We start from the raw sequence: 19481 nt of genomic DNA, 5'->3' as shown, positions 1-19481 counted from the left end.
ATCACCAACCTCATCACCGGGATCATCGCCCCGCACGCGAGGAAGGCCCAGGGACGACGAATGGATCCTCCTGGTCCTGGACCAGCTCGGCGGCGTCAAGGCCACTCTCCAAGTCCTCACCCGCGTGGAACGCTGATGACCGCGGCGAGGGGGGAGCGTTACGGGCGTCTCCCGCCTCGTTGCACCAGGAGTGTGCTCGTGGGCATGGAGCATGCTGCTCCCTGTGCCCTGGGCCCGGTGGTGTCACCGGCTGTTGTCGCGTACGGGTCCGGAGTGGGTGTCGGAGCGGAAGGTACGGCGGTAGGTGTCCGGGGGGACGCCGACGGTCCGGTGGAAGTGCCGGCGCAGGGTGGTGGAGGTGCCCATGCCGGTGGCGGCGGCGATGGTGTCGATGGTGTCGTCGGTGGTCTCCAGGAGTTCCTGGGCGTGGCGGATGCGTTGGGTGTGGAGCCACCGCAGCGGCGTGGTGCCGGTGAGTGATGTGAAATGGCGGCCGAGATGGCGCGAGCTCATCCGTGCCTGCCGGGCCAGGTCTTCCACGGTGAGCGGCTCGTCCAGGCGTTGAAGGACCCAGGGGAAGAGGTCGGCGAGAGGGTGGTTGCCGGGGCCGGGAACCGGGGTGGAGATGAACTGGGCCTGCCCGCCGTCGCGGTGGGGCGGAACGACCAGCCGACGGGCGATCTTGTTCGCGTTCGCCGAGCCGTGGTCGAGGCGGACGAGGTGCAGGCACAGATCCATGGCGGCGGCCTTGCCGGCGGAGGTGAGCACGTCGCCGTTGTCGACATAGAGGACGTCCGGGTCCACCGTGACGTTGGGATGGCGTCGCGCGAGTTTCCCGGTGTGCGCCCAGTGCGTGGTGGCGCGCTTGCCGTCCAGGAGGCCGGCTGCGGCCAGGACGAATGCCCCCGTGCAGAGGGAGACCACGCGCGCGCCCGCCGCGTGGGCCGTGCGCACCGCGTCGAGGAGTTCCACGGGCGGCTCCACGTCCGTGTCTGCCCAGCCAGGGACGATCACGGTGTCGGCGTGCGGAAGGTGGTCGAGTCCGTGGTCCATTTCCAAGTGGTAGCGGTCGATCCGCACGGCGCTGGGTCCGCAGAGGGAGAAGTCGTACCACGGGTCCACGATGTGGGTCAGGTCCGAGCCGAACACCTCGATCGCCATGGACAGTTCGAAGTGCAGCATGCCGTCGGTGACGGCCAGCGCGACGGTAGGCATGTCCGAAAGTGTATGGCGCATGTCGTTCCAGACGCTCGTGGGGAAGTGCCGTTCCTCGTCAGGATGTCCATAACGGATCGCAGCGGAGCAACCGCGGATCAGCCGGATGCGGGGAGCAACTCATGGGATCGGGCCAGCTGGTGGCGGTTTTCGGCGCGTACGGGCACACCGGACGGTTCGTCGTGACGGAGCTGCTCGAGCGCGGGTATGCCCTTGTGCTGTGCGGCCGTGACGCCGACAAACTGAAGGCGCTGGCGCACGAGGCCGGCCTGGACGCCCGTGTGGCGTCGGCCGACGACCCGGATTCACTCGACCGCGCCCTGGCCGGTACCTCTGCCGTGATCAACTGCGCCGGACCGTTCGCGTTCACGACGGCCCCCGTTGTCGAGGCCGCTCTGCGGGCCCGGATTCCGTATCTGGACGTCGCGGCCGAGATCGAGGCCAACCTCGACACCTTCGCCCACTACGCCGACCGGGCGCGCGAAGCAGGAGCGCTCATCGTCCCGGCGATGGCCTTCTTCGGCGGTCTGGGCGATCTGCTGGCCACAGCGGCGATGGGCGACTGGACCGAGGCCGACTCGGCGCACGTCGCCTACGGACTGAGCCACTGGCACCCCACCGCCGGCACCCGCCTGTCCGGCGCGCTCTCCCGGGAGCGGCGCGGCGACCACCGCCTTCGCTACACCGGCGGCCAGTGGGAGCACCGCACCGATGCCCCGCCCGTCCTGGAATGGTCCTTCCCCGAGCCGATGGGACCGCGTCAGGTGATCGGCGAATTCACCATGGCCGACGTCGTGACCATACCCAGCCATCTGCCCATCCCCGACGTGACCACGTACATGACGGCCGAGGCGGCCCGCGACGTCGTGTCGCCCGACACGCCCGCGCCGGCCGCGGCCGACGAGAGCGGCCGGTCCGACCAGACCTTCCTCATCGACGCCGTCGTACGATCGGGCGACACCGAACGACGCGCCGTCGCTCGCGGGCAGGACATCTACGCCGTTACCGCGCCCCTCGTCGTGGAAGCCCTCGACCGCGTCCTCAGCGGTCGCACCCACGCGGTCGGCGTCGCCTCCGCGGGCCAGATGTTCGACGCCCCCGACTTCCTTCGCGCCTTGTTCCCGCACATCACCCTGGAACTGCATCCTCAAGCGGACGGCGGAATTCACTCCAGCTTGTCGGGACTACGCCGTTCGGGCCTCTCGCGTGGGCCGCTGCCCGCGATTCCCTCACCTTGAAGGGGTGAGAAAGGCGTCTTCTTACCCGCCTCCAACCATCGAACCGTAAGGTGAAGTGGTCTCCTACGAGACGTAGGAGGAGGTGGCTCGGGGGCGAGTGACGACGAGAGGTGCAAGATGGCCGACGGCTCGAGCGTCACGATGACGAGTGCCTCGCGCGCCGGCCTGCCACCTCGGACCGCCCGGCGTCGGCGCCGCTGGGGCGACCCCTGGCTCGCGGCCGTCGCGGGGGCTTTCACGCTCGCCCAGCTCGTCCTCGTACGACCGGATCTTGGTCTCGGCTGGGACGAGACGGTCTACGTCAGCCAGGTCAGCGGCCAGGTTCCCGCAGCTTTCTTCAGCGCGCCCCGCGCCCGCGGCATCTCCCTGCTCACCGCCCCGATCGCGTCGTGGTCCGACTCCACCGTCCTGCTGCGGGTCTACCTGGCGGTCCTCGCCGGACTGGGCCTCTACTTCGCCCTGCGCGTCTGGCGAGCTCACGTCACGCCGCGCGTCCTCGCCCTGGCGGGTGCCCTGTTCGCCTCCCTGTGGGTGACGCTGTTCTACGGCCCGCAGGCCATGCCCAACTACTGGGTCGCCGTAGGCGCCCTGGCCTGCGTAGGCTGCTTCCTGCGCGTCCGCGCGAACGCGGGGGACCAGGCAGCCTGGTGGGGCGTGTTCGCGGGCGCGGCACTGATGGCGTGGATGCGTCCGATGGACGCTGTCTATGTGGTGCTGCCCCTGCTCGTCCTCGCTCTTCGCCGCCCCCGCCTCCTTGCCGTGCTGGTCGCCGGACTGCTGGCCGGCGCCGGTGAGTGGGTGATCGAGGCGTACACGAGCTACGGCGGCCTCGACCAGCGTCTCTCCGACGCCTCCCACATTCAGGGTGGTCTCGGCTGGCACCTGGCGGTGGTCGACCAGCTGCGCAGTCTCGGCGGGCGCACCCTCTGCCGTCCCTGCACCGGATCGGCCCCCAATCCGGTGGTGACCCTGTGGTGGTTCGTGCTGCCGGTCCTCGGCGCGCTCGGCGCGGTGGCCGCCGTCCGTGCCCGGCGCGCGCAGCCGGTCCTGCTCGCGGGCGCCTGCGCGGTCACGGCCGCCGTTCCCTACCTGTTCCTCATCGGCTACGCGGCCCCCCGCTTCCTGCTGCCCGCCTACGCTCTGCTCGCCCTCCCCGTCGCCCACGGCCTCGCCCATCTGGTCACCGCCCCGGCCCGGGGGACCGCGCGGATCCTCGCTGTGAGCCTGGTGGCGGCCGGCCTGGCATGCCATCTGGCCGTGCAGTACGTCGTTCTGGAACGCACGGTGCACAGTTCCGCCGCCAACCGTGACGACTGGTCCCGGACCGCGTCCGCCCTCCACGCGCTCGGCGTGCGGCCGCCGTGCCTGCTCAGCGGCTACGAGGCCGTGCCGATCGCCTTCTACACCGGTTGTGGCTCGGCACAGACCGCGGGTCACGACACCAGCACCACCGCGGCCGCACTGACCCGGGCCGCCCACCGAACCCCCGTCGCCGTCCTTGTCCAGCCGGGCGACAGCCCGCCGACCTACGCGCGCATCTGGCCCGTGGAACGGGCCGGCGTTCTCCACGCCTATGTCGCTCCCTTCGTGCGACCGGGGCGGTGACCGTGTCCGACTGCGTGCCCGTGACCGCGGGCAGGCGCCTCTACCTCCGGTCGGGGGGATCACTTCCGGCGGTGCTGATCGCCCCGGGCGGCATGCTCGCCGCGCACCGGGCCACGCTCGACAGCGGGACCGACCAACTGGCCGCCGCTGAGGGGGAATGGCTGTTGGGTGTTCGCCTCGTCGTCACTGCCCTGGCCGTGACTACAAGCCCGGAGCGGTGAATCCGTTGAGGGCCCACAGCGCCGCCGAGTACCACACCACCCCGATGGCGCCGAAGAGGGCGCATCCGACGGCCGGGAGCAGCCAGCCGGGCAGGCGACGACTGCGCACCACCAGTACCTTGGCGACAAACGCTCCGTACAGTGCACAGCCGGCGACCGAATGCAGGAAGACCCGGGCGCTCGTGGTCTCCACGCCATAGGTGCGGACGCAGTGGTAAGCGATGGGCGCCGACAGCAGGAAGGCGGCCCATCCCACCACGCGGTGCGAGATGCGGACCGTGTGGGGCGCGGCTGCGAGGCCGGGGAGCCGCCCGTACATCCACAGGGCCAGCAGAAGCTGCACGAGCGCGAGGCCGAACAGGGCGCTACCCAGGCGGGCCTTGAGGGTGACCGCCGCGGTGCCCTGGGCGCCGAACAGGCCCGTCGTGTACTGGGGGCTGTGGTGCCGGCCGGTCACCCAGATCGCCACCGCCACGGCCACCGGCAACACGGCACCCAGTGCGAGGGCGGCGGCCCGCGCGGGAGTACGCCGCCGGGGGGCTTGGTGCCCGGTCCGCATCGTCACGTCGGTTCCCCCTCAGTCGGTCGTCGCCGGTCAGCTCAGATCGACCTTGTTGCCGTCGGCGTCGAGTACGTACCACTCGGCACCGAACTGGTTGATTGCCTGGCCGTTCGTGTCGCCGGGCGTGGAGTCTCCCGCGTACCCGTAGAGCGGATGCCCGTGGTAGGTGACCTGCGTCTTGCCGTCGGATCGCTTCGACGTGCCCAGCAGGCCGGACTTCGCCGAGCCGCCGACCGAGGGCGACCCGGAGGTCAGCAGCGGCGGCCAGGCGGTGGCGCACCCTCCGTTGCAGGTCGAGGTCGTCGACTTGTCGGCCTCGAACAGGTAGAGGGTACGGCCCTTCCCGTCGACGAGAATCGTGCCGAGCTTTTTGGCGGAGGCCGTCTGCACCGTGGCCTGCGCACCGGCCGATGCGCTGCTCGATGACGGGCTGACTGCTGCTCCGCTCGGCGCGCCGCTGGTGGCCGTGCTCGACGGCGTAGCTGATGACGAGGACGAGGAACTACCGCCACCGCTGGAACAACCACTCGCGGCAGCGATCGTCACAAGCGCGGCCGACCAAACGACGGCCAGGCGGATACGCCTCATCACGGCTCCACATCATGGGTAAGGGCCCGACGTCCGACAGGGCCGGTGAAACGCATACTCCCCGGTCTCCGGCCCGCGCTGCCCCACAACGGCAAGGACACCCCGGGATTCACTGAGATGGGTGCTGAGTGGACGGCAGACCGCACCCCCGGTGTTCGCTGGGCTGGAGACCCTCCCCTTGCACACGTCATGAGCTGCGAAAACGCTGCAACGGCGTTCGGGCTGCCGCTGGGGGCGTCGCACACCATCGGGTCTGACCTGCGGCGACGGAACTACCCGCACATCACCGACCGGTGCCGCAGATCTCGGCGGTCAGATGAGCCGGGCGGTGCCCTGCGGCCGGTGCGCCCCAGGCCTGACGTGGCCGGGCGCACCGAGCCGGTCAGTGGACCGGCAGCACGGTGGTGTGTTCCTCGCGCACGGCCTGCAGGGTGCGAGGGTCGAGACCGAGCAGGCTCAGGATCGTCGGTGCGATCTGCTTCGTCTGAACGCTCGCGGAGTCGCGCACGCCGTCCGGAACCGAGGCGCCGGAGACGACGAGGGGGACGTCGAGGTCGTCGGCGTGGCCGCCGCCGTGCTCGGCGATCTTCTTGGTGCCGCCGGTGTAGACGACGCCGTACTGCGCGACACCGAGGAGGTCCGGGACCCGGGCGTCGCCGGCCTCGACGCGGAAGTAGTCGGCCGCGGCCTTGCCGGCGTAGACCTTGCTGAGCCCACTGCGGGTGTAGGCCTTGGGCGCGGCGTTGATGTCGGTGCCGGTGCCGTTCTGCGAGAGCAGGTACTTCTTGGCGAAGGCGGTGGCGGCGGCGGAGCGGTCGGAGAGCCAGAGCAGCATGGCGTCGTCGTCCACCGCGTGCGTCACCAGGTCGGCGGCGCCGGGGTGGAGCTTCTTCCAGGCGGCGTTGAGGCCGTCCAGCAGCGGGCCGTCGTCGACGCGGGTGAGCGCGGCGGGGTCGGTGGGCGACTGGCCGTGCTTGGCGGAGAGGATGACGGTGGTGCTGCCGGAAAGGTGCCGCTTGCCGATTTCGGCGGTCAGGGCGCCGATCTTGGTGTTGACGAAGTCCAGGTTCTTCACCAGTAGCGGGCCCGGGATGTTCTTGGCGGGGTAGCCGCCGGTGAGGCCGTCCGAGGTGGGCAGCTTCTGCGCGGTGGAGACCGACTGGAAGTTGAGGCCGAAGATCGCCGGTGTGCCGACCTTGCGGGAGCGGCTGTGGTCGTAGCCGTCGATCTCGTTGAGGACGGCCTTCACCTTGTAGCCGTCGTACTGCTCGGTGGCCTTGTTGTCCGTGGTCCAGTCGTTGCCGGCGGCGTAGCCGGGGGCGTCGCTGTTGATCTCCGGGCTGAACAGATCCTGGACGCCGGTGCCAGAGGGACCATTGAGGATCTCGTAGGCGGCGTGCTTGTCCGACCACGCGGTACGCAGACCCGCCTGACGGGCCACCTCGAAGATCGTGTTCACCTTGAGATACGAGTGCGGGTAGACCGGCTCACAGGTCTTGGGGTCGACCGGCAGCTTCGACGCGTTGATCAGGCTCGCCGGGTGGCCGGTCATCGACAGGATGCTGTCCGGCAGGCCCGCGAGGCCCTGACCGGCGTCCATGGCCGTCTGGTCAGTGTCGAGGTCCTCGGTGAGGTCGACCTCGACCCCGGGCTTGACGCCCTTGCAACTCGTGGTTCCCGCCGGGAGAAGCGCGGCGTTGTAGGTGTCGTCGTAATAGATGCCCGTGGTCCCGGGACCACCGCCGGTTGCCTGCGCGACCATGCCGGGGAAGGAGTCGGACGGCGTGGTGGTCCTGGCGTGGGTGTACTCCACTCCGCTTCCGGTCAGACGCGCGAGCGCCGACTTCGGGTGCTTGGCGATGTACCAGGCCAGATCCGACTGGTGCAGCCCGTCGACGGAGATCAGCAGGACGTGCCTGGCTGCGGCCCCGGGATGGGAGGCGGCGAAGGCGGTGGGCTGGGCGGCGGTCACGCCGGCCAGGACTCCGGTGGCGACGAGGATGGCTGCGGGTCTGACGTAACGTCTGGACATCTGGTCTCTTCCGGGAGTTCGGAGCGGGTTGCGGGGGCAGGGCCCATCAGAGTCGCGCCTTGTGTACCGGAAACGGCACATGTATGAACACCCCCGGAATGAGCGGTCGGGTCTTCGCCAAGCAGGCCTGGTCTTCCCGGAGAAGGAGAGACGCCCGCGGCCATGGCGAGCAGCCCGGGGTCCTTCGCAGAGGCGGATTCCCTTCCAGGGGTCGCGCGCGGATCGAGCAGAGCTTCGCCGCACGACAGCCTGGATAATCCTCCGAGCCCGCAGCCAAAGGCGACGGCGCTCCACCGCTGTGGGCCGGGGGCGGAGGGTGAACGGGTGGTGACGATATGCTTACTTGCTGGCCCGGAATACCGTCGTGCTGTCGTCGAGGGGCGTCGGAGGATGAGACAAGGAGCCAGTCGGGTGCGGGAGCCAGGGGAGGCGATTGAATGCGGCAGGCAGGTGTGCTCGATGTCGGGTGTCACAGTGCTCTGCTGACGGTGGTGCGGCGGCGTCCGGGTTCGGTGCTGGAGCCGGTGTTCTCCCGCAAGGTGCGGCTGAGACTGCACGAGACCCTCGACCGCAAGGGGCGGCTGGAGAAGGCCGGCATGAAGAGTGTCGAGCGGGCAGTGGCCGAGGCCGTCGCCGCGGACCCGCGTCTGCGGGGACCGGAGGTGTTCGCGTTCGCGACCTCCGTCATCCGGGACGCGCCCAACCGCGACGAGGTCATCGAGCGAGTGGCACGCACCACTGGCACTCGCCTGCGCGTGCTGACCGGCGAGGAGGAGGCGCGGCTGGCCTACGTGGCCGCCCGCCAGTGGGTCGGCCCGACGGCCGGGCAGTTGCTGGTCCTGGACATCGGCGGCGGCACCGTGGAGATCGCCTCCGGCACCGGAGACCATCCCCGCATCGTCAATTCACTGCCGCTGGGTGCCCGGAGGATCACCCGGGACTGGCTTCCCGGCGGCACCGCGCCGTCCCGACGCCGCCTCGCCGAGGTCCTGCAGCACCTCTGCGAGTCTCTGGAAGCCGTCCCCGGCTTGCCGCAGGCCGAGCTGGGAGGGCGGGTGATCGCCTCCTCCAAGACCTTCGAACAGCTCGCCCGGCTCGCCGGCGCCCAGAGCAGGACAGCGCGCACAAGGCGGCGGCTGACGCTGCCCCAACTGCGCACGGCGGTCTCCCTGTTGGGCGATGCGTCACCGTCCCACCGTGCCAAGCTGCCGGGCATCTCCCGGCACCGCGCCGAGCAGTCCCTGGCCGGAGCGTTGATCGCACAGGCCCTCATGGAAGCCTGCGGGGCCAAGAGCGTCGAGATCTGCCCCTGGTCCACCCGGGAAGGGCTATTGCTCGAACGCCTAGGCGTGACTCCCACCCCAGTCGGCCGCCCCCGCCACGTCGGCTGAGCCCAGAGGACCTGGCCTCTCGAAGGCTTGCCCAAGTTCGGCATCCACCTCCTGCATGCGCCGTCTCGCACCCTTCCAGCGCTCACCGCTGCAGCAGACACATCAACGGTAAACCGGTAGTGATCCTTTACCGCGTCGGACCGGGGCCATGTACGCCGTGGGCGACTCCGACAGACGACGGCGGCGAGCCGCAAGGATGGCGTCGGCAGGCTCGCGGCGCCATCCCGTAATCCTTCGGTTCGTTCGCGGGCTTCAAAGCGCAGCGCACCAAGGCCGCCGCGACACACAGGGTTCGAGCTGGCGCCTCGCGTACGAGCCGCTCAGCGGTCACCTGATCGTCGAGAAGGTCTACGACCACCAAAGCGACGTCGGCCAGGGCCCGGCCTCGACATTTCTGACCAATGTGTCCCGGTCTCACAGTGCCGGCCGTTGGCTGGCGATGGTGCGTTGTCGGTGCCGGGCTGGCGGGGTGCGTCCACGGCGCCGCCATGGTCGCCCCGCCCCGGCCGGAGTGACGGCGGGCGAGTTCGCCGCCAGGGCCACACCGTGACTGACCGTCATGACCGGCGCCTTCCAGGGCTTCGCCGCGGTCATCGACGGCGGGGACTGCACCGTCGAAGGGCAACAGAGCCTCCACTTCTCCGACCTCGGAACCCTCCTGGCCGCGAGTTCGGGCCAGGACATCAGCGCCGACGTGATCACCATGGTCCAGCGGCTTGTGCAACGCCGGATCAACGCGCGCCATGGGGACAAAGGCTTCGCGCGCATCATCGAGAGCATCAAGCAGCCGGGTTGAGAAGTCGCTCGCGCGGACGGGCCGAGGGCCCAGGGGGCACTGCACCCGGTCTCTGCCCCGGGTGCCCCCTCACGCCCGTCCGCGCGAGCCGCTGTGCGAGTCGATTGGATGCCCGTCCTCGATCTGCACCACGGCCGGGTCGGCCAGCAGCAGGCGCGCGGCAGCGGGCAGCTGGGCCTGCGCGGCCTCGGCCTGAGCGGTCAGCTCTTCACCCACCTGCGCGGATGCCGACTGCGCGGCCCTCGTCGTGGCCTGCCGCGCCATGCTCGACCCCACGCTGCCGGCGGACTGGTTGGTCAGCACGGTGAGTGTCGGGAGGCCGGGCTTGCCGGCCACCCCGGGGCCGGTGAGGGCGGCGACGGTGGCGGTGAAGTCGCGGGGCACGACGAGCGCGCCGAACAGCTTGCCCTTGCCCAGTTCCTCCTTCATCTCCTCCTCGTCCATCAGCTTCCAATCGATCCTGTCTCCGCCCTGGGGCGACTTCTTGACCGACTGGGTGATCTGTGCACCGAGGTCCGTCTGCTTGCCACCGACCTTCGACACCTCATCGGCGCTGACCAGGCCGACGGGCAGCTTGTGCAGGTGACCGGCAGGGTCGATGTTGGCGCCGACGTAGAACACCGTGAACAGCAGTGCCACGAAGCCCACGATGACGCCGTTGACGGTCCACAGACGCTTCGCGCGCAGGGCGCGGAAGGGGTGGGCGTTACTCATTTCCAGCTCCGGTACGACCGAAGAGAGAAGTGCTGCAGGAGGAGCCGCCGGCGTCGTCGCGGGCGGAGCCTCATACGGCTGAGGAGGTGTCCCCGGTGGACGCGGCCACCGGAAGCAGGGCCGGCCGCTTGGCCTGGCGGCCGTCGCCGGAGGAGCGGCCACGCAGGCGGCGGCCGACCCAGGGGCCGAGGAAGGTGCCGGCCCAGCGCAGTTCGGCACCCACGGTCCTCCAGCCGGAGATGCCTGTCCTCTCGGCCGGAAAGGGGAGGGTCCATGTGTCGTCGCTGTCCGGCAGACCGAGCGCATGGGCCACGGCAGCCGCGATGCGCGCGTGCCCCAGCGGGCCGGCGTGCAGCCGGTCAGCACTCCACAACCGCGGATCGGTCGCCGCCGTGTGCGCGGCCGTCTCCGCCACCACCACACCGTGGCGGTCGGCGGCCTCCCGGATGAGTACGTTGAGCGCGAGAACACGGTGACCGATCGGGCGGGCCAACGGCGTGATACGCCCGACATCGGGAAACATGAGGGTCGCGACGGTGGAGCCCTGCGCGGTGAGTGCGGCGAACATCGCCTCGACATGGCCGGCCACCTCGTCGAGGTCGCAGCCCGGGCGCAACACGTCGTTGACCCCGGCCACCACGGTGGCGAGGTCGGGCCGCATCGCGAGAGCCGGAGCCAGTTGCTCGGCGCGCACCTGACCGGCCTTACGGCCGCGCACCGCGAGGTTGGCGTAGAGGAGGCCGGGGCTGTGGCGGGCGACCTGCTCGGCGAGCCGGTCCGCCCAGCCCCGAAGGCCGCGGACGTCGTCCCCGTCCCCGAGCCCCTCGGTGTGACTGTCACCCAGGGCGACATAACGCAGATACCCACTGCTCGACACGGGGGCCGACCGCCTCTCGTCAACGCTTCTGATGGAAGTGGCGCACGGCCGTCGCTAAACAACTAGGCACCTAGTCGTATTGTTGAATATGAGGATAGCTGTGGGCACACCTTCCTGCAAAGTGACGTCCTTACCCTATTTTAATAGGGAGCCTATATAGGCACGTGATATGAATCTATGTGTGTTCGAGATGGAGCCTGAGGACATCGCCGGAGCGTTGGCCGAAGTGGCGGGAGTCGTGGTCCGGAGCCTGGTGGACCGGCGGGGCATGAGCTTCACGACCGCCTCCACGCTGGGTCGACTGGAGCGGGAAGGACCGGTCCGGCTGACCTTGCTGGCGGCGGCGGAAGGGGTCGCTCAGCCGTCGATGACCCAACTCGTCCACCGGCTGGAGAACCAGGGGCTGGCGACACGGGTCAGCGATCCGGACGACGGGCGGGTCGCCCTTGTCGCCATCACCGATGCCGGGCGGGAGGTGCTGGCCGAGCGCAGACGGGAGAGGGACGCGCGGCTGGCCCGTCTGCTGGCCACCCTCTCGGAGGACGAGCGACGAACGCTGGGATCGGCGATGCGGACGGCTCTGCCGCTCGTACTGCGGATGGCCGAGGAGTCGGCCCGCCCGGGCCGTCTTCAGCGCGGCACGGCCTGACCGGGAGGACGGCCGGTCGTGCACCTTGAGCCGTGACGTCTCATTGCGCCGGGACGGCTGGAGGCCCACGGCGTCCGACGCCTGCCCCTTCTTCCGCATTTTCGCCCCGGAGGGTCAAGGGCCGTCCGCCGCGGATCCGAACTCCGTGGGGGCCCCCGGCTTTCACGGAAGGCATCAGAGAGAGCAGCCCATGGCCACCGAGGAATCGCCCCACCGCACAGCCGATCCAGGCACCGCCCGGCGCCGCGGCCCCCACGCCTGGATCGGCGTCGATCACCCCCGGTACAAATGGGTGGCACTGACCAACACCACCCTCGGCATCCTGATCGCGACCATCAACAGTTCGATCGTGCTGATCTCCCTGCCGGGGATCTTCACCGGCATCCGGCTCGATCCGCTCCAGCCGTCCAACGTCAGCTACCTGCTGTGGATGCTGATGGGCTACATGCTTGTCACCGCCGTGCTGGTCGTCGCCCTCGGCCGGCTCGGCGACATGTGGGGCCGGGTCCGTATCTACAACGCCGGCTTCCTGATCTTCACACTGACGTCGGTGGTCCTCTCCCTCGATCCCTTCCACGGGGCGGGCGGGGCGCTGTGGCTGATCGGCTGGCGGATACCGCAGGCGGTCGGCGGCGCCATGCTGATGGCCAACTCCGCGGCCATCCTCACCGACGCCTTCCCGGCCCGGCAGCGGGGCATGGCCCTCGGTGTCAACATGGTCGCGGGCATCGCCGGATCGTTCCTCGGCCTGGTGCTGGGCGGGGCACTGGTGACCTGGAACTGGCGCTCGGTCTTCTGGGTCAACGTGCCGATCGGCCTGATCGGGACGGTCTGGGCGTACAAGTCGCTGTACGAGACCGGCGTGCGCAAGCCGGGGCGGATGGACTGGTGGGGAAACCTCACCTTCGCCGTCGGACTGACCGCGCTGCTCGCGGGCATCACCTACGGCATCCAGCCCTACGGCGGCCACACCATGGGCTGGACCAGCCCCTGGGTGCTGGCCGGGCTCATCGGAGGGGCGGTCATGCTCGCCGTCTTCTGCGTGATCGAGGCGAAGGTCGCCGAACCGATGTTCCCCCTGCGCCTGTTCCGGAACACCGCCTTCGCGGGCGGCAACGCGGCCGCTCTGCTCGGCGCCATCGCCCGCGGCGGTCTGCAGTTCATGCTCATCATCTGGTTGCAGGGCATCTGGCTGCCGCTGCACGGCTACGACTACGCCGACACCCCGCTGTGGGCGGGGATCTACATGCTTCCGCTGACCGTCGGCTTCCTGGTCGCCGGACCGGTCTCGGGGTACCTGTCGGACAAGTACGGCGCGCGGCTGTTCGCCGCCGCCGGCTTCGTGGTGATGGCCGCCTCCTTTGCCGGACTGCTCGCCGTGCCCACCGACTTCGACTACTGGACCTTCGCGCTGCTGATCTTCCTCAACGGTCTCGGCGGGGGCCTGTTCGCCGCTCCCAACACGTCGATCATCATGTCGAGCGTGCCGGCCGATGCCCGCGGCGCCGCCTCCGGTATGCGAGCCACCTTCCAGAACGCCGGCATGGTGCTGTCCATGGGCGTCTTCTTCTCGCTCATGGTGGCCGGACTCTCCGGCTCCCTGCCGCAGACGCTCACCACCGGGCTGACCGCACAGGGCGTCCCGGCACAGGCCGCGCACGCCGTCGCCCAACTGCCACCGGTCGGCGTCCTGTTCGCCGCCTTCCTCGGCTACAACCCCATCCAGAACCTGCTCGGCCACACCCTCCTCGGCCACCTCCCGTCGGCCAACGCCGCGAACCTGACCGGACGGGAGTTCTTCCCCCATCTGATCTCGCACCCCTTCCACGACGGCCTGGTCGTGGTCTTCTCCCTGGCGATCGCCATGTCCCTGGCCGCCGCGGCCGCCTCCCTGATCCGCGGGCGCGCCCAGGCGGGACCCGCTGCGGCCACCCGCCTCCCCGTTCCGTCGACCGTGGCGGGTGCGCCCACGAGTACCAGGGACGTCCCCGCCCTGGAGGGCGGGGGAACTTCCGAGAACGCCGTCGCCCTCGCCGGCCGGGTCGAGGATCCCGCCGAGCGTCCCATCGCCCGCGCCATGCTCACCCTCATCGACCAGCGCGGCCAGCAGACAGCCCGGGCCCGCACACGTGAGGACGGCGCCTGCACGCTGCCCCGGCCACGCCCCGGCTCCTACCTGCTGGTCGTGTCGGCCGAGGGCTACCGGCCCCAGGCGATCGCCCTCACCATCGGCGACCAGCCAACCTCCTTCACCGTGACGCTGGCGGGCGCCACGGGCCTGCACGGCACCGTGCGCGACACGGACGGCAGGCCGGTGACCGAGGCGACCACCGTGGCCATCGACGCCCGCGGCGAGGTCGTGTCCGCCACGACGACCGGCGTGGACGGCGACTACGCCCTCCCCGGCCTGCCACCAGGACACTTCTTCCTCCAGGTGAGCGCGTACGGGCACCGCCCGGTGACCGTACCGGTAGAGATCGGCACGAGCGCCGGCACGCGTCACGACGTGACTCTGACACCCGCGGGCACGCTCGCCGGCACCGTCCGCCACGGCCACACGGGCCAACCCGTCGCCGACGCCCATATCACCCTGCTGAACGCCGACGGCATCCCCGTGGCGTCGACCCTCACCACCGCCGACGGCACCTACACGCTCACCGACCTCACCCCCGGTGCCTACACGCTCGTCGCCGCCGGCTATCCACCCGTCTCCGCCACCGCCATGCTCGACAGTGCCGACACCCCGGTCCTCGACCTGGAACTCATCTATGGCCCGGAGGCTGAGAAGGAATCCGCACCTGGCAGCGGATCCGGCGACCACGGCCGACCCCTGTGAACGCGCAGGCCACAAGCGGCGGCCTCCTCGCCGGCTTCGCGCACCGCAGGCACACGCCTCCAGGCCGGGGATACAAGTGGATCGCTCTGTCCAACACCACGCTGGGCGTGCTGATCGCGACGATGGACGCGACCATCGTGATCATCTCGCTGCCGGCCATCTTCCGCGGGATCGGCCTCGACCCGCTGGCCCCCGGCAACATCGGCTACCTGCTGTGGATGATCCTGGGCTACCTGCTGGTGTCGGCGGTACTGGTCGTCGTGCTGGGCCGGCTTGGTGACATGTTCGGCCGGGTCAGGATCTACAACCTGGGTTTCCTGATCTTCGCCTGCGCGTCCGTCGCGTTGTCGCTCGACCCCTTCCGAGCCGACGCCGGCGCCCTCTGGCTGATCGTGTGGCGCATCGTGCAAGCCGTCGGCGGGTCAATGCTCACCGCCAACTCGGCTGCGATCCTCACCGATGCCTTCCCCGCCCGCCAGCGCGGCATGGCCCTCGGCATCAACCAGATCACCGCGCTCACAGGCCAGTTCCTCGGCCTGCTGCACCGCCCGTCGCGTAGGAGCGCCCAGAGGACGTTGACGCGGCGGCGGGCAAGGGCAAGGACGGCCTGGGTGTGACGCTTGCCCTCCGCGCGTTTGCGGTCGTAGGACCGGCGCGATTTGTCACAGTGCCGGATGCTGAACAACGCCGAGGTGTAGAAGACGGGTTGGAGGCGGCGGTTGTATCGCTGCGGGCGCCGCCGGTTGCCGCTGAGCTTCCCGGAGTCGCAGGGTACTGGGGCGACGCCGCCGAAGCCGGCGAGGCGGTCGGCGGTGCCGAAGGTCGTCATGTCGCCGCCGGTGGCGGCGAGGAACTCGGCGCCGAGGATGACGCCCAGGCCGGGCAGCCTGGTGATCACGTCGAAGGCGTCGTGCTCGCGAAACCGGGCCTCGATGTCCTTGTCGAGTTCGGCGACCTGCTGTGCGCAGCCAGGTTTCCAGCCGCTTGGCGCCGATGCGGCGGATGAACGCTGGGGTCTGGTAGCCGGTCGGCAAGGTGAGCGGGCCGGTGTTGGTGAAATCCAAGGCCCGTTCCAGGCCAGGGAAGACGCCGGTGAGCTGAGCTCGCGAACGGTTGACGGTTCGGGTGCGGTCGGCGACCAGGTCCGTGCGCCGGCCTGTGAGGATCTTTGGATCGGTGACGGTCTCGTCGGCGGCGCGTAAGGGGTGCAGATCCCGGCGGACTCGGACCTGGTCGGCGATGACCGCGGCGTCCTGGGCATCAGTTTCGCCCTCGCCGCGGTAGCTCTCGGAGGCGCGGTGGATGGCGCCAGGCCAACGCCGCGCTCCACCGCATCGTCTTCACCCGCTTGCGAGTCGACCCGAGCACGCAGGACTACTACGAGCGCCGCATCAAGGAAGGCAAGGCGGCCCGGCGCGAAATCGTCCGGTGCCTCAAACGATCCGCCGCCAGGGAGGTCTTCCACCGCTCCTGTCCTGATCCTCGGTCCCTCACCGGGTACCGCATGGCACATGTCGTAGAAGCTGTCCAGGGGCGTCCGGTTGGTGCAGGGCGAGCGCGTAAATCCAGGTCAGAGCCCTGTGACGTGAGGGTCTCTCCCGGAGCTCCGTGATCGCCGAGGGACCGGCCGACGACCGGACGGCGAAAACTTGGTGTGCGGGGCCCACGGAACCGGGTAACGTCATGGTCATGTTCTTCCAGACGCCGATTTACGAGTGAGGGCGTGATGGGCACCTGCTGATGTCGTTTGACGTCGCTGCGCCCGTCCCTCGCCGATGAATCCGTAGATCACTTCACATCATTCCGGGAGAACTCGTGAGCAAGAACATCAACAACCCCGTGGGCATGGGCGGCGGCCAGCGCAAGAAGCTGTCGCGCGCCGAACGGCAGAACAACGGCCCGCACCGCAACCTCGACCGCCAGAGTGCCGCCGACCAGAAGGCGGAGCTGGTGCGCAAGATGCGCGAGAAGGCAGGCGCAGCCGAGGGAGTCGGGCAGACGGGCGACGCCACCGCCCAGAGCTGACGCACCGCCGCCGCAGGGCGGCACCGCACGAGGCAGGGCCCGGACCGCGACGCGCGGACGCTGTTGGTTAATTCGGGGCCTGTTGCTTCGCCCCGTCGATCTTCTGGTCGGCGGGGCGAAGTGCTGCGAAGTGGCTGGTGCGGGTGCGGGCCCGGGGTGTTTCGGTGAGGTGGGCGTCGATGCGGGCGAGGTTGATGGCGGCGCCGGTGAGTTGGTGCTGAAGACTGGTCTTCGCCAGGCCCCGGTAGCGGGATCTGCGCAGGCCGCAGCGCCCGACTGCCTGGGAGATGGTGCCTTCGGCTCCGGCGCGGATTTTGTAGCGGTCCTTCCAGCCGTCGGTCTGCTGGAGAGCGCGGTGGCGTTGAAGGGTCTGGTGCTCGTCGTGCTGCCGCAGGGTGAGTTCCCTGCGTTCGGCCTTGGGCGAGCTGACGCAGTCCCGCAGTGCGGGGCAGTGGCGGCAGTCGGCCGGGGAGAACCTGACCCGGATCACGGGGAGCTGCTGCTGAGAGCTGCGCAGGGCCCACTGGGTGCTGGTGGCTCCGTTTGGGCAGGTGACGTGCTGCTGGTCCCAGTCGATGGTGAAGGCGTCCTGGTCGTAGCCGCTGCCGTTCTTCGCCTGGGCGACGGTGACGGCTTGCAGCGGTCCGTGCAACTCGATGCCGTGCTCACGGCGGGCGGCCGCGATCTGGGCGGCGGTGGCATATCCGGTGTCGACCCAGTGCTCGCCGGGCAGGCAGTCCCGTTCGGTGAGGCCGTTGTGGATCGTCTCGCTCATCACGCTGTCGGGGACGGTGGCGTCGGTCGTGGCCACGTTCGTGATCAAATTCGGGGTGTCCGGCTCGCAGGTCTCGGTGAGATGGGTCTTGTATCCGTCCCAGAGGATGTCGCGTTTCTTGCTGCCCCTGGCTTCGGGGTCATAGGGCGTGACCAGGCGCTTCGCGCCCGGCGGGCGGTCTTTTGGGTCCCGCCGCCGCACCTCGCCCCCGGTCAGGTGGAAGTGCTGGACCCACATCTGCCGCAGGACCTTCACCTGCTCCAGCTCCCGCAGTGCGGCCGGTGCCTGGGGCGAGAAGACGGCCTCAAGCAGTCGCGTCCCGTCCGTCCCGATCCGCCGGCCGACCTCCTCCTGTTTGGCGTGGGCCTTGGGAAACCGGGAGTCCTCGGCCCGGGTGGCGTAATGCCGGAACCAATCGGGCTCGGCGATCTCCACCAGCCAGTCGGGGGCCGCCTGCGCGAGCGTGTTTAACGCCGAACGGAGCGTTTCCGCGACCATCTCCAGCCAGCACAGCTCCCGTGCCGCGGACTGCACATGCGTGGAGTCAGTGCGAGCCCGACCGGCGGTCTTGAGCAGTCCCTTGTCCCGGGCCGCGTGCAGGATGCCGTCCAGCACCCGCCTGCCAGCCTCCGCATCGATGAGACGGTCCCGGAACTCTGACAGCACCGAGAAGTCGAAGCCAGGATCAGCCAGTTCCAGCGCGAGGGCGTATTTGAAGTCGATCCGCGCCCGCACCGCCTCGGCGGCCTGCCGGTCGGTGAGCCCCTCGACGAACTGCAACACCAGCACCAGCGCGAGCCGGCCCGGTGACCAGGCGGGCTTCCCCCGCGCCGGGAACAGATCGGCGAACTCCTCGTCGGTGAACAGCGGCCCCAGCTCGTCCCGGACCCGGATCGCCAGGCTCCCCTTCGGGAACGCGGCCCGCGCCACCCGCACCGTCTCCGCCGGGATTTCCCCCGACCCCTTCGGCTGCATAGACATCGACACCCACCCCATACGACAACGTCGGCTCCCAAGACCACAACCGGGTCTTGGGAGCCGACGTCACGCACGGGCCCGAATTAACCAACAGCGTCCGCGACGCGCGGTCCGGGCCCTGCTGCCGTACCGGGCGCGGCCGATCCCGCTGAGCTTCTCGGGCCTACCCTCGGGTGTTACGAGAAGGCGACAAGCCGAAGCCCCGGCGATCCGCCACAGGCGGTAAGGCAGGTCGCCTTCCTCAAACGCGTGCACCTCGTGCAAGTGCCAGCCGTCGGCCAGGGCATCGACAAGGACGCGAGGGGGGAACCGCTGATCATCGGCAGCCGGCTCGCTCAGGCACCTGCTGGTACCCAGGAGGGGTATCGTCGACCGGAATCCGGTCGCAGGCGCACGGCGCCGCGGAAGCAGAAGGGGACGGAAGTGGGCAGTGGACAGGTCAGCCGGCTGGGCATGGCCCGGCTGATCGGCGTGTGCGCGCTGCTGCTCGGCCTGTTTCTGATGCACGGGGCTCCGGCCACCGCCGCCGAGGGCTGCCACGGTGCGATGCCCTCCGCGACCGCCCACATGCCGGGCAGCCACGCCGTCTCGACGATGACCACGGCCCGGACGCGGGCCACCGCGCAGAGCGCCCCGGTCGCCTCGGTTGCCCAGGCCGCGGATGGCTCGGGGCTGCACGGCGAGCTGTGTCTGTCCACGGCCGCGCAGGAACGCAACCCGTTGTCGGCCCCGGCCCTTCTCACCGCTTCCGCCGTCGCGGTGCCGGCCGCATGGTCGCCGGCCCCTCTGCTGGCTGCCACCAGCCGGGCACGGCGCCGCGGGCCACCGGCCGGCGGACGAGATCTCCTCAACCAGGTGTGTATCGCGCGGACGTGACAGGCACCGCGCCGAACCCCGGCCACCGGCCGGGACGGCCCCGTGTCCTGCCCTTCCCGCGCGCCACCGGTGTGGTGCGCCCGCCCGGAAAGACATTCGACCC

At 70.0% G+C, this 19481-nt stretch carries 16 protein-coding genes and 4 pseudogenes; 12 read left to right on the top strand and 8 right to left on the bottom strand.

Features of this window, described 5'->3' with window-relative positions; all coding sequences use genetic code 11:
- Positions 1-243: 243 nt before the first annotated feature.
- Positions 244-1215 carry a helix-turn-helix domain-containing protein gene (locus tag OOK07_RS00985; RefSeq protein WP_266794673.1) on the bottom strand — a complete coding sequence of 324 codons (972 nt, stop codon included), beginning with the start codon at positions 1213-1215 and terminating at the stop codon, positions 244-246.
- 122 nt (positions 1216-1337) lie between these two features.
- Here OOK07_RS00985 and OOK07_RS00980 point away from each other — a divergent pair, with 122 nt between their 5' ends.
- The 3 genes from OOK07_RS00980 (at position 1338) to OOK07_RS00970 (ending at position 4279) form a co-directional block, all read left to right on the top strand.
- Positions 1338-2453, top strand: a complete 1116-nt coding sequence (locus OOK07_RS00980) for a saccharopine dehydrogenase family protein (protein ID WP_266794672.1) — start codon at positions 1338-1340, stop codon at positions 2451-2453.
- Between the two features lie 117 nt (positions 2454-2570).
- A complete protein-coding gene (locus tag OOK07_RS00975) occupies positions 2571-4058 on the top strand; it encodes a hypothetical protein (protein ID WP_266794671.1) in 1488 nt (495 codons plus the stop codon).
- Complete coding sequence (locus tag OOK07_RS00970; protein WP_266794670.1) at positions 4055-4279, top strand: hypothetical protein; 225 nt, start codon at positions 4055-4057, stop codon at positions 4277-4279. The genes OOK07_RS00975 and OOK07_RS00970 overlap by 4 nt, the downstream gene beginning before the upstream one ends.
- On the opposite strand, the gene OOK07_RS00965 is transcribed toward OOK07_RS00970, so the two are convergent.
- The 3 genes from OOK07_RS00965 to OOK07_RS00955 form a co-directional block, all read right to left on the bottom strand.
- Positions 4260-4838, bottom strand: coding sequence for a DUF6529 family protein (locus OOK07_RS00965; RefSeq protein WP_266801857.1), 579 nt, complete (start codon positions 4836-4838; stop codon positions 4260-4262). The genes OOK07_RS00970 and OOK07_RS00965 overlap by 20 nt on opposite strands.
- Before the next feature lie 36 nt (positions 4839-4874).
- Positions 4875-5231 carry a COG4315 family predicted lipoprotein gene (locus OOK07_RS00960; protein WP_266675913.1) on the bottom strand — a complete coding sequence of 119 codons (357 nt, stop codon included), beginning with the start codon at positions 5229-5231 and terminating at the stop codon, positions 4875-4877.
- A gap of 580 nt (positions 5232-5811) precedes the next feature.
- Entirely contained in the window at positions 5812-7461 is a 1650-nt protein-coding gene (locus tag OOK07_RS00955; protein WP_266794669.1) for an alkaline phosphatase family protein, read from the bottom strand.
- A 437-nt stretch (positions 7462-7898) separates the two neighbouring features.
- Between OOK07_RS00955 and OOK07_RS00950 the strand changes: the two genes are divergently transcribed.
- From OOK07_RS00950 to OOK07_RS00940, 3 genes and pseudogenes are all read left to right on the top strand, one after another.
- A complete protein-coding gene (locus OOK07_RS00950) occupies positions 7899-8852 on the top strand; it encodes a Ppx/GppA phosphatase family protein (RefSeq protein WP_266675909.1) in 954 nt (317 codons plus the stop codon).
- 192 nt (positions 8853-9044) lie between these two features.
- Positions 9045-9231 (top strand): annotated as a pseudogene (locus tag OOK07_RS00945) (Fe-Mn family superoxide dismutase); the annotation flags it as partial.
- 180 nt (positions 9232-9411) lie between these two features.
- Positions 9412-9648 (top strand): imine reductase family protein, encoded by a 237-nt coding sequence (locus OOK07_RS00940; RefSeq protein ID WP_266794668.1) that lies wholly within the window; start codon positions 9412-9414, stop codon positions 9646-9648.
- A gap of 69 nt (positions 9649-9717) precedes the next feature.
- On the opposite strand, the gene OOK07_RS00935 is transcribed toward OOK07_RS00940, so the two are convergent.
- Both OOK07_RS00935 and OOK07_RS00930 read right to left on the bottom strand, forming a co-directional pair.
- Positions 9718-10362 (bottom strand): YhgE/Pip domain-containing protein, encoded by a 645-nt coding sequence (locus tag OOK07_RS00935; protein WP_266794667.1) that lies wholly within the window; start codon positions 10360-10362, stop codon positions 9718-9720.
- A gap of 70 nt (positions 10363-10432) precedes the next feature.
- Positions 10433-11239 carry an SGNH/GDSL hydrolase family protein gene (locus OOK07_RS00930; RefSeq protein WP_266794666.1) on the bottom strand — a complete coding sequence of 269 codons (807 nt, stop codon included), beginning with the start codon at positions 11237-11239 and terminating at the stop codon, positions 10433-10435.
- A gap of 190 nt (positions 11240-11429) precedes the next feature.
- On the opposite strand from OOK07_RS00930, the gene OOK07_RS00925 reads away from it, so the two are divergent.
- From OOK07_RS00925 to OOK07_RS00910, 3 genes and pseudogenes are all read left to right on the top strand, one after another.
- The gene (locus tag OOK07_RS00925; RefSeq protein ID WP_266801856.1) at positions 11430-11888 is read left to right on the top strand and encodes a MarR family winged helix-turn-helix transcriptional regulator; all 459 of its coding nucleotides are present in this window, start codon (positions 11430-11432) and stop codon (positions 11886-11888) included.
- Between the two features lie 190 nt (positions 11889-12078).
- Complete coding sequence (locus OOK07_RS43575) at positions 12079-14724, top strand: MFS transporter (RefSeq protein ID WP_406311213.1); 2646 nt, start codon at positions 12079-12081, stop codon at positions 14722-14724.
- Positions 14725-14846: 122 nt separating this feature from the next.
- A pseudogene (locus OOK07_RS00910) lies at positions 14847-15266 on the top strand (MFS transporter); the annotation flags it as partial.
- On the opposite strand, the pseudogene OOK07_RS00905 reads toward OOK07_RS00910, so the two are convergent.
- A pseudogene (locus OOK07_RS00905) lies at positions 15266-16031 on the bottom strand (IS110 family RNA-guided transposase); the annotation flags it as partial. The pseudogenes OOK07_RS00910 and OOK07_RS00905 overlap by 1 nt on opposite strands.
- Between OOK07_RS00905 and OOK07_RS43570 the strand changes: the two are divergent.
- Together OOK07_RS43570 and OOK07_RS00895 are read left to right on the top strand one after the other, a co-directional pair.
- Positions 16019-16189 (top strand): annotated as a pseudogene (locus OOK07_RS43570) (IS110 family transposase); the annotation flags it as partial. The pseudogenes OOK07_RS00905 and OOK07_RS43570 sit on opposite strands and share 13 nt — an antisense overlap.
- 350 nt (positions 16190-16539) lie before the next feature.
- Positions 16540-16749, top strand: coding sequence for a DUF6243 family protein (locus tag OOK07_RS00895; RefSeq protein ID WP_266675901.1), 210 nt, complete (start codon positions 16540-16542; stop codon positions 16747-16749).
- Positions 16750-16816: 67 nt separating this feature from the next.
- Here the strand turns inward: OOK07_RS00895 and OOK07_RS00890 are convergent, their stop codons facing one another.
- Positions 16817-18505, bottom strand: coding sequence for an IS1182 family transposase (locus OOK07_RS00890; protein ID WP_266794665.1), 1689 nt, complete (start codon positions 18503-18505; stop codon positions 16817-16819).
- Positions 18506-18925: 420 nt separating this feature from the next.
- Between OOK07_RS00890 and OOK07_RS00885 the strand changes: the two genes are divergently transcribed.
- Positions 18926-19378, top strand: coding sequence for a hypothetical protein (locus OOK07_RS00885; protein ID WP_266794664.1), 453 nt, complete (start codon positions 18926-18928; stop codon positions 19376-19378).
- Positions 19379-19481: the final 103 nt, after the last annotated feature.

It is taken from the genome of Streptomyces sp. NBC_00078, from assembly GCF_026343335.1.
Lineage (GTDB): Bacteria > Actinomycetota > Actinomycetes > Streptomycetales > Streptomycetaceae > Streptomyces.
This window is presented reverse-complemented; position numbering and strand designations above follow the sequence as displayed.

Excerpts from the sequence above, each read along its gene's own strand:
- OOK07_RS00935 (WP_266794667.1), bottom strand. The coding sequence starts at position 10,362 with ATGAGTAACGCCCACCCCTTCCGCGCCCTGCGCGCGAAGCGTCTGTGG.
- OOK07_RS43575 (WP_406311213.1), top strand. The coding sequence starts at position 12,079 with ATGGCCACCGAGGAATCGCCCCACCGCACAGCCGATCCAGGCACCGCC.
- OOK07_RS00955 (WP_266794669.1), bottom strand. The coding sequence starts at position 7,461 with ATGTCCAGACGTTACGTCAGACCCGCAGCCATCCTCGTCGCCACCGGA.
- OOK07_RS00890 (WP_266794665.1), bottom strand. The coding sequence starts at position 18,505 with ATGTCTATGCAGCCGAAGGGGTCGGGGGAAATCCCGGCGGAGACGGTG.
- OOK07_RS00965 (WP_266801857.1), bottom strand. The coding sequence starts at position 4,838 with ATGCGGACCGGGCACCAAGCCCCCCGGCGGCGTACTCCCGCGCGGGCC.
- OOK07_RS00980 (WP_266794672.1), top strand. The coding sequence starts at position 1,338 with ATGGGATCGGGCCAGCTGGTGGCGGTTTTCGGCGCGTACGGGCACACC.
- OOK07_RS00985 (WP_266794673.1), bottom strand. The coding sequence starts at position 1,215 with ATGCCTACCGTCGCGCTGGCCGTCACCGACGGCATGCTGCACTTCGAA.
- OOK07_RS00925 (WP_266801856.1), top strand. The coding sequence starts at position 11,430 with ATGGAGCCTGAGGACATCGCCGGAGCGTTGGCCGAAGTGGCGGGAGTC.
- OOK07_RS00975 (WP_266794671.1), top strand. The coding sequence starts at position 2,571 with ATGGCCGACGGCTCGAGCGTCACGATGACGAGTGCCTCGCGCGCCGGC.
- OOK07_RS00940 (WP_266794668.1), top strand. The coding sequence starts at position 9,412 with ATGACCGGCGCCTTCCAGGGCTTCGCCGCGGTCATCGACGGCGGGGAC.
- OOK07_RS00950 (WP_266675909.1), top strand. The coding sequence starts at position 7,899 with ATGCGGCAGGCAGGTGTGCTCGATGTCGGGTGTCACAGTGCTCTGCTG.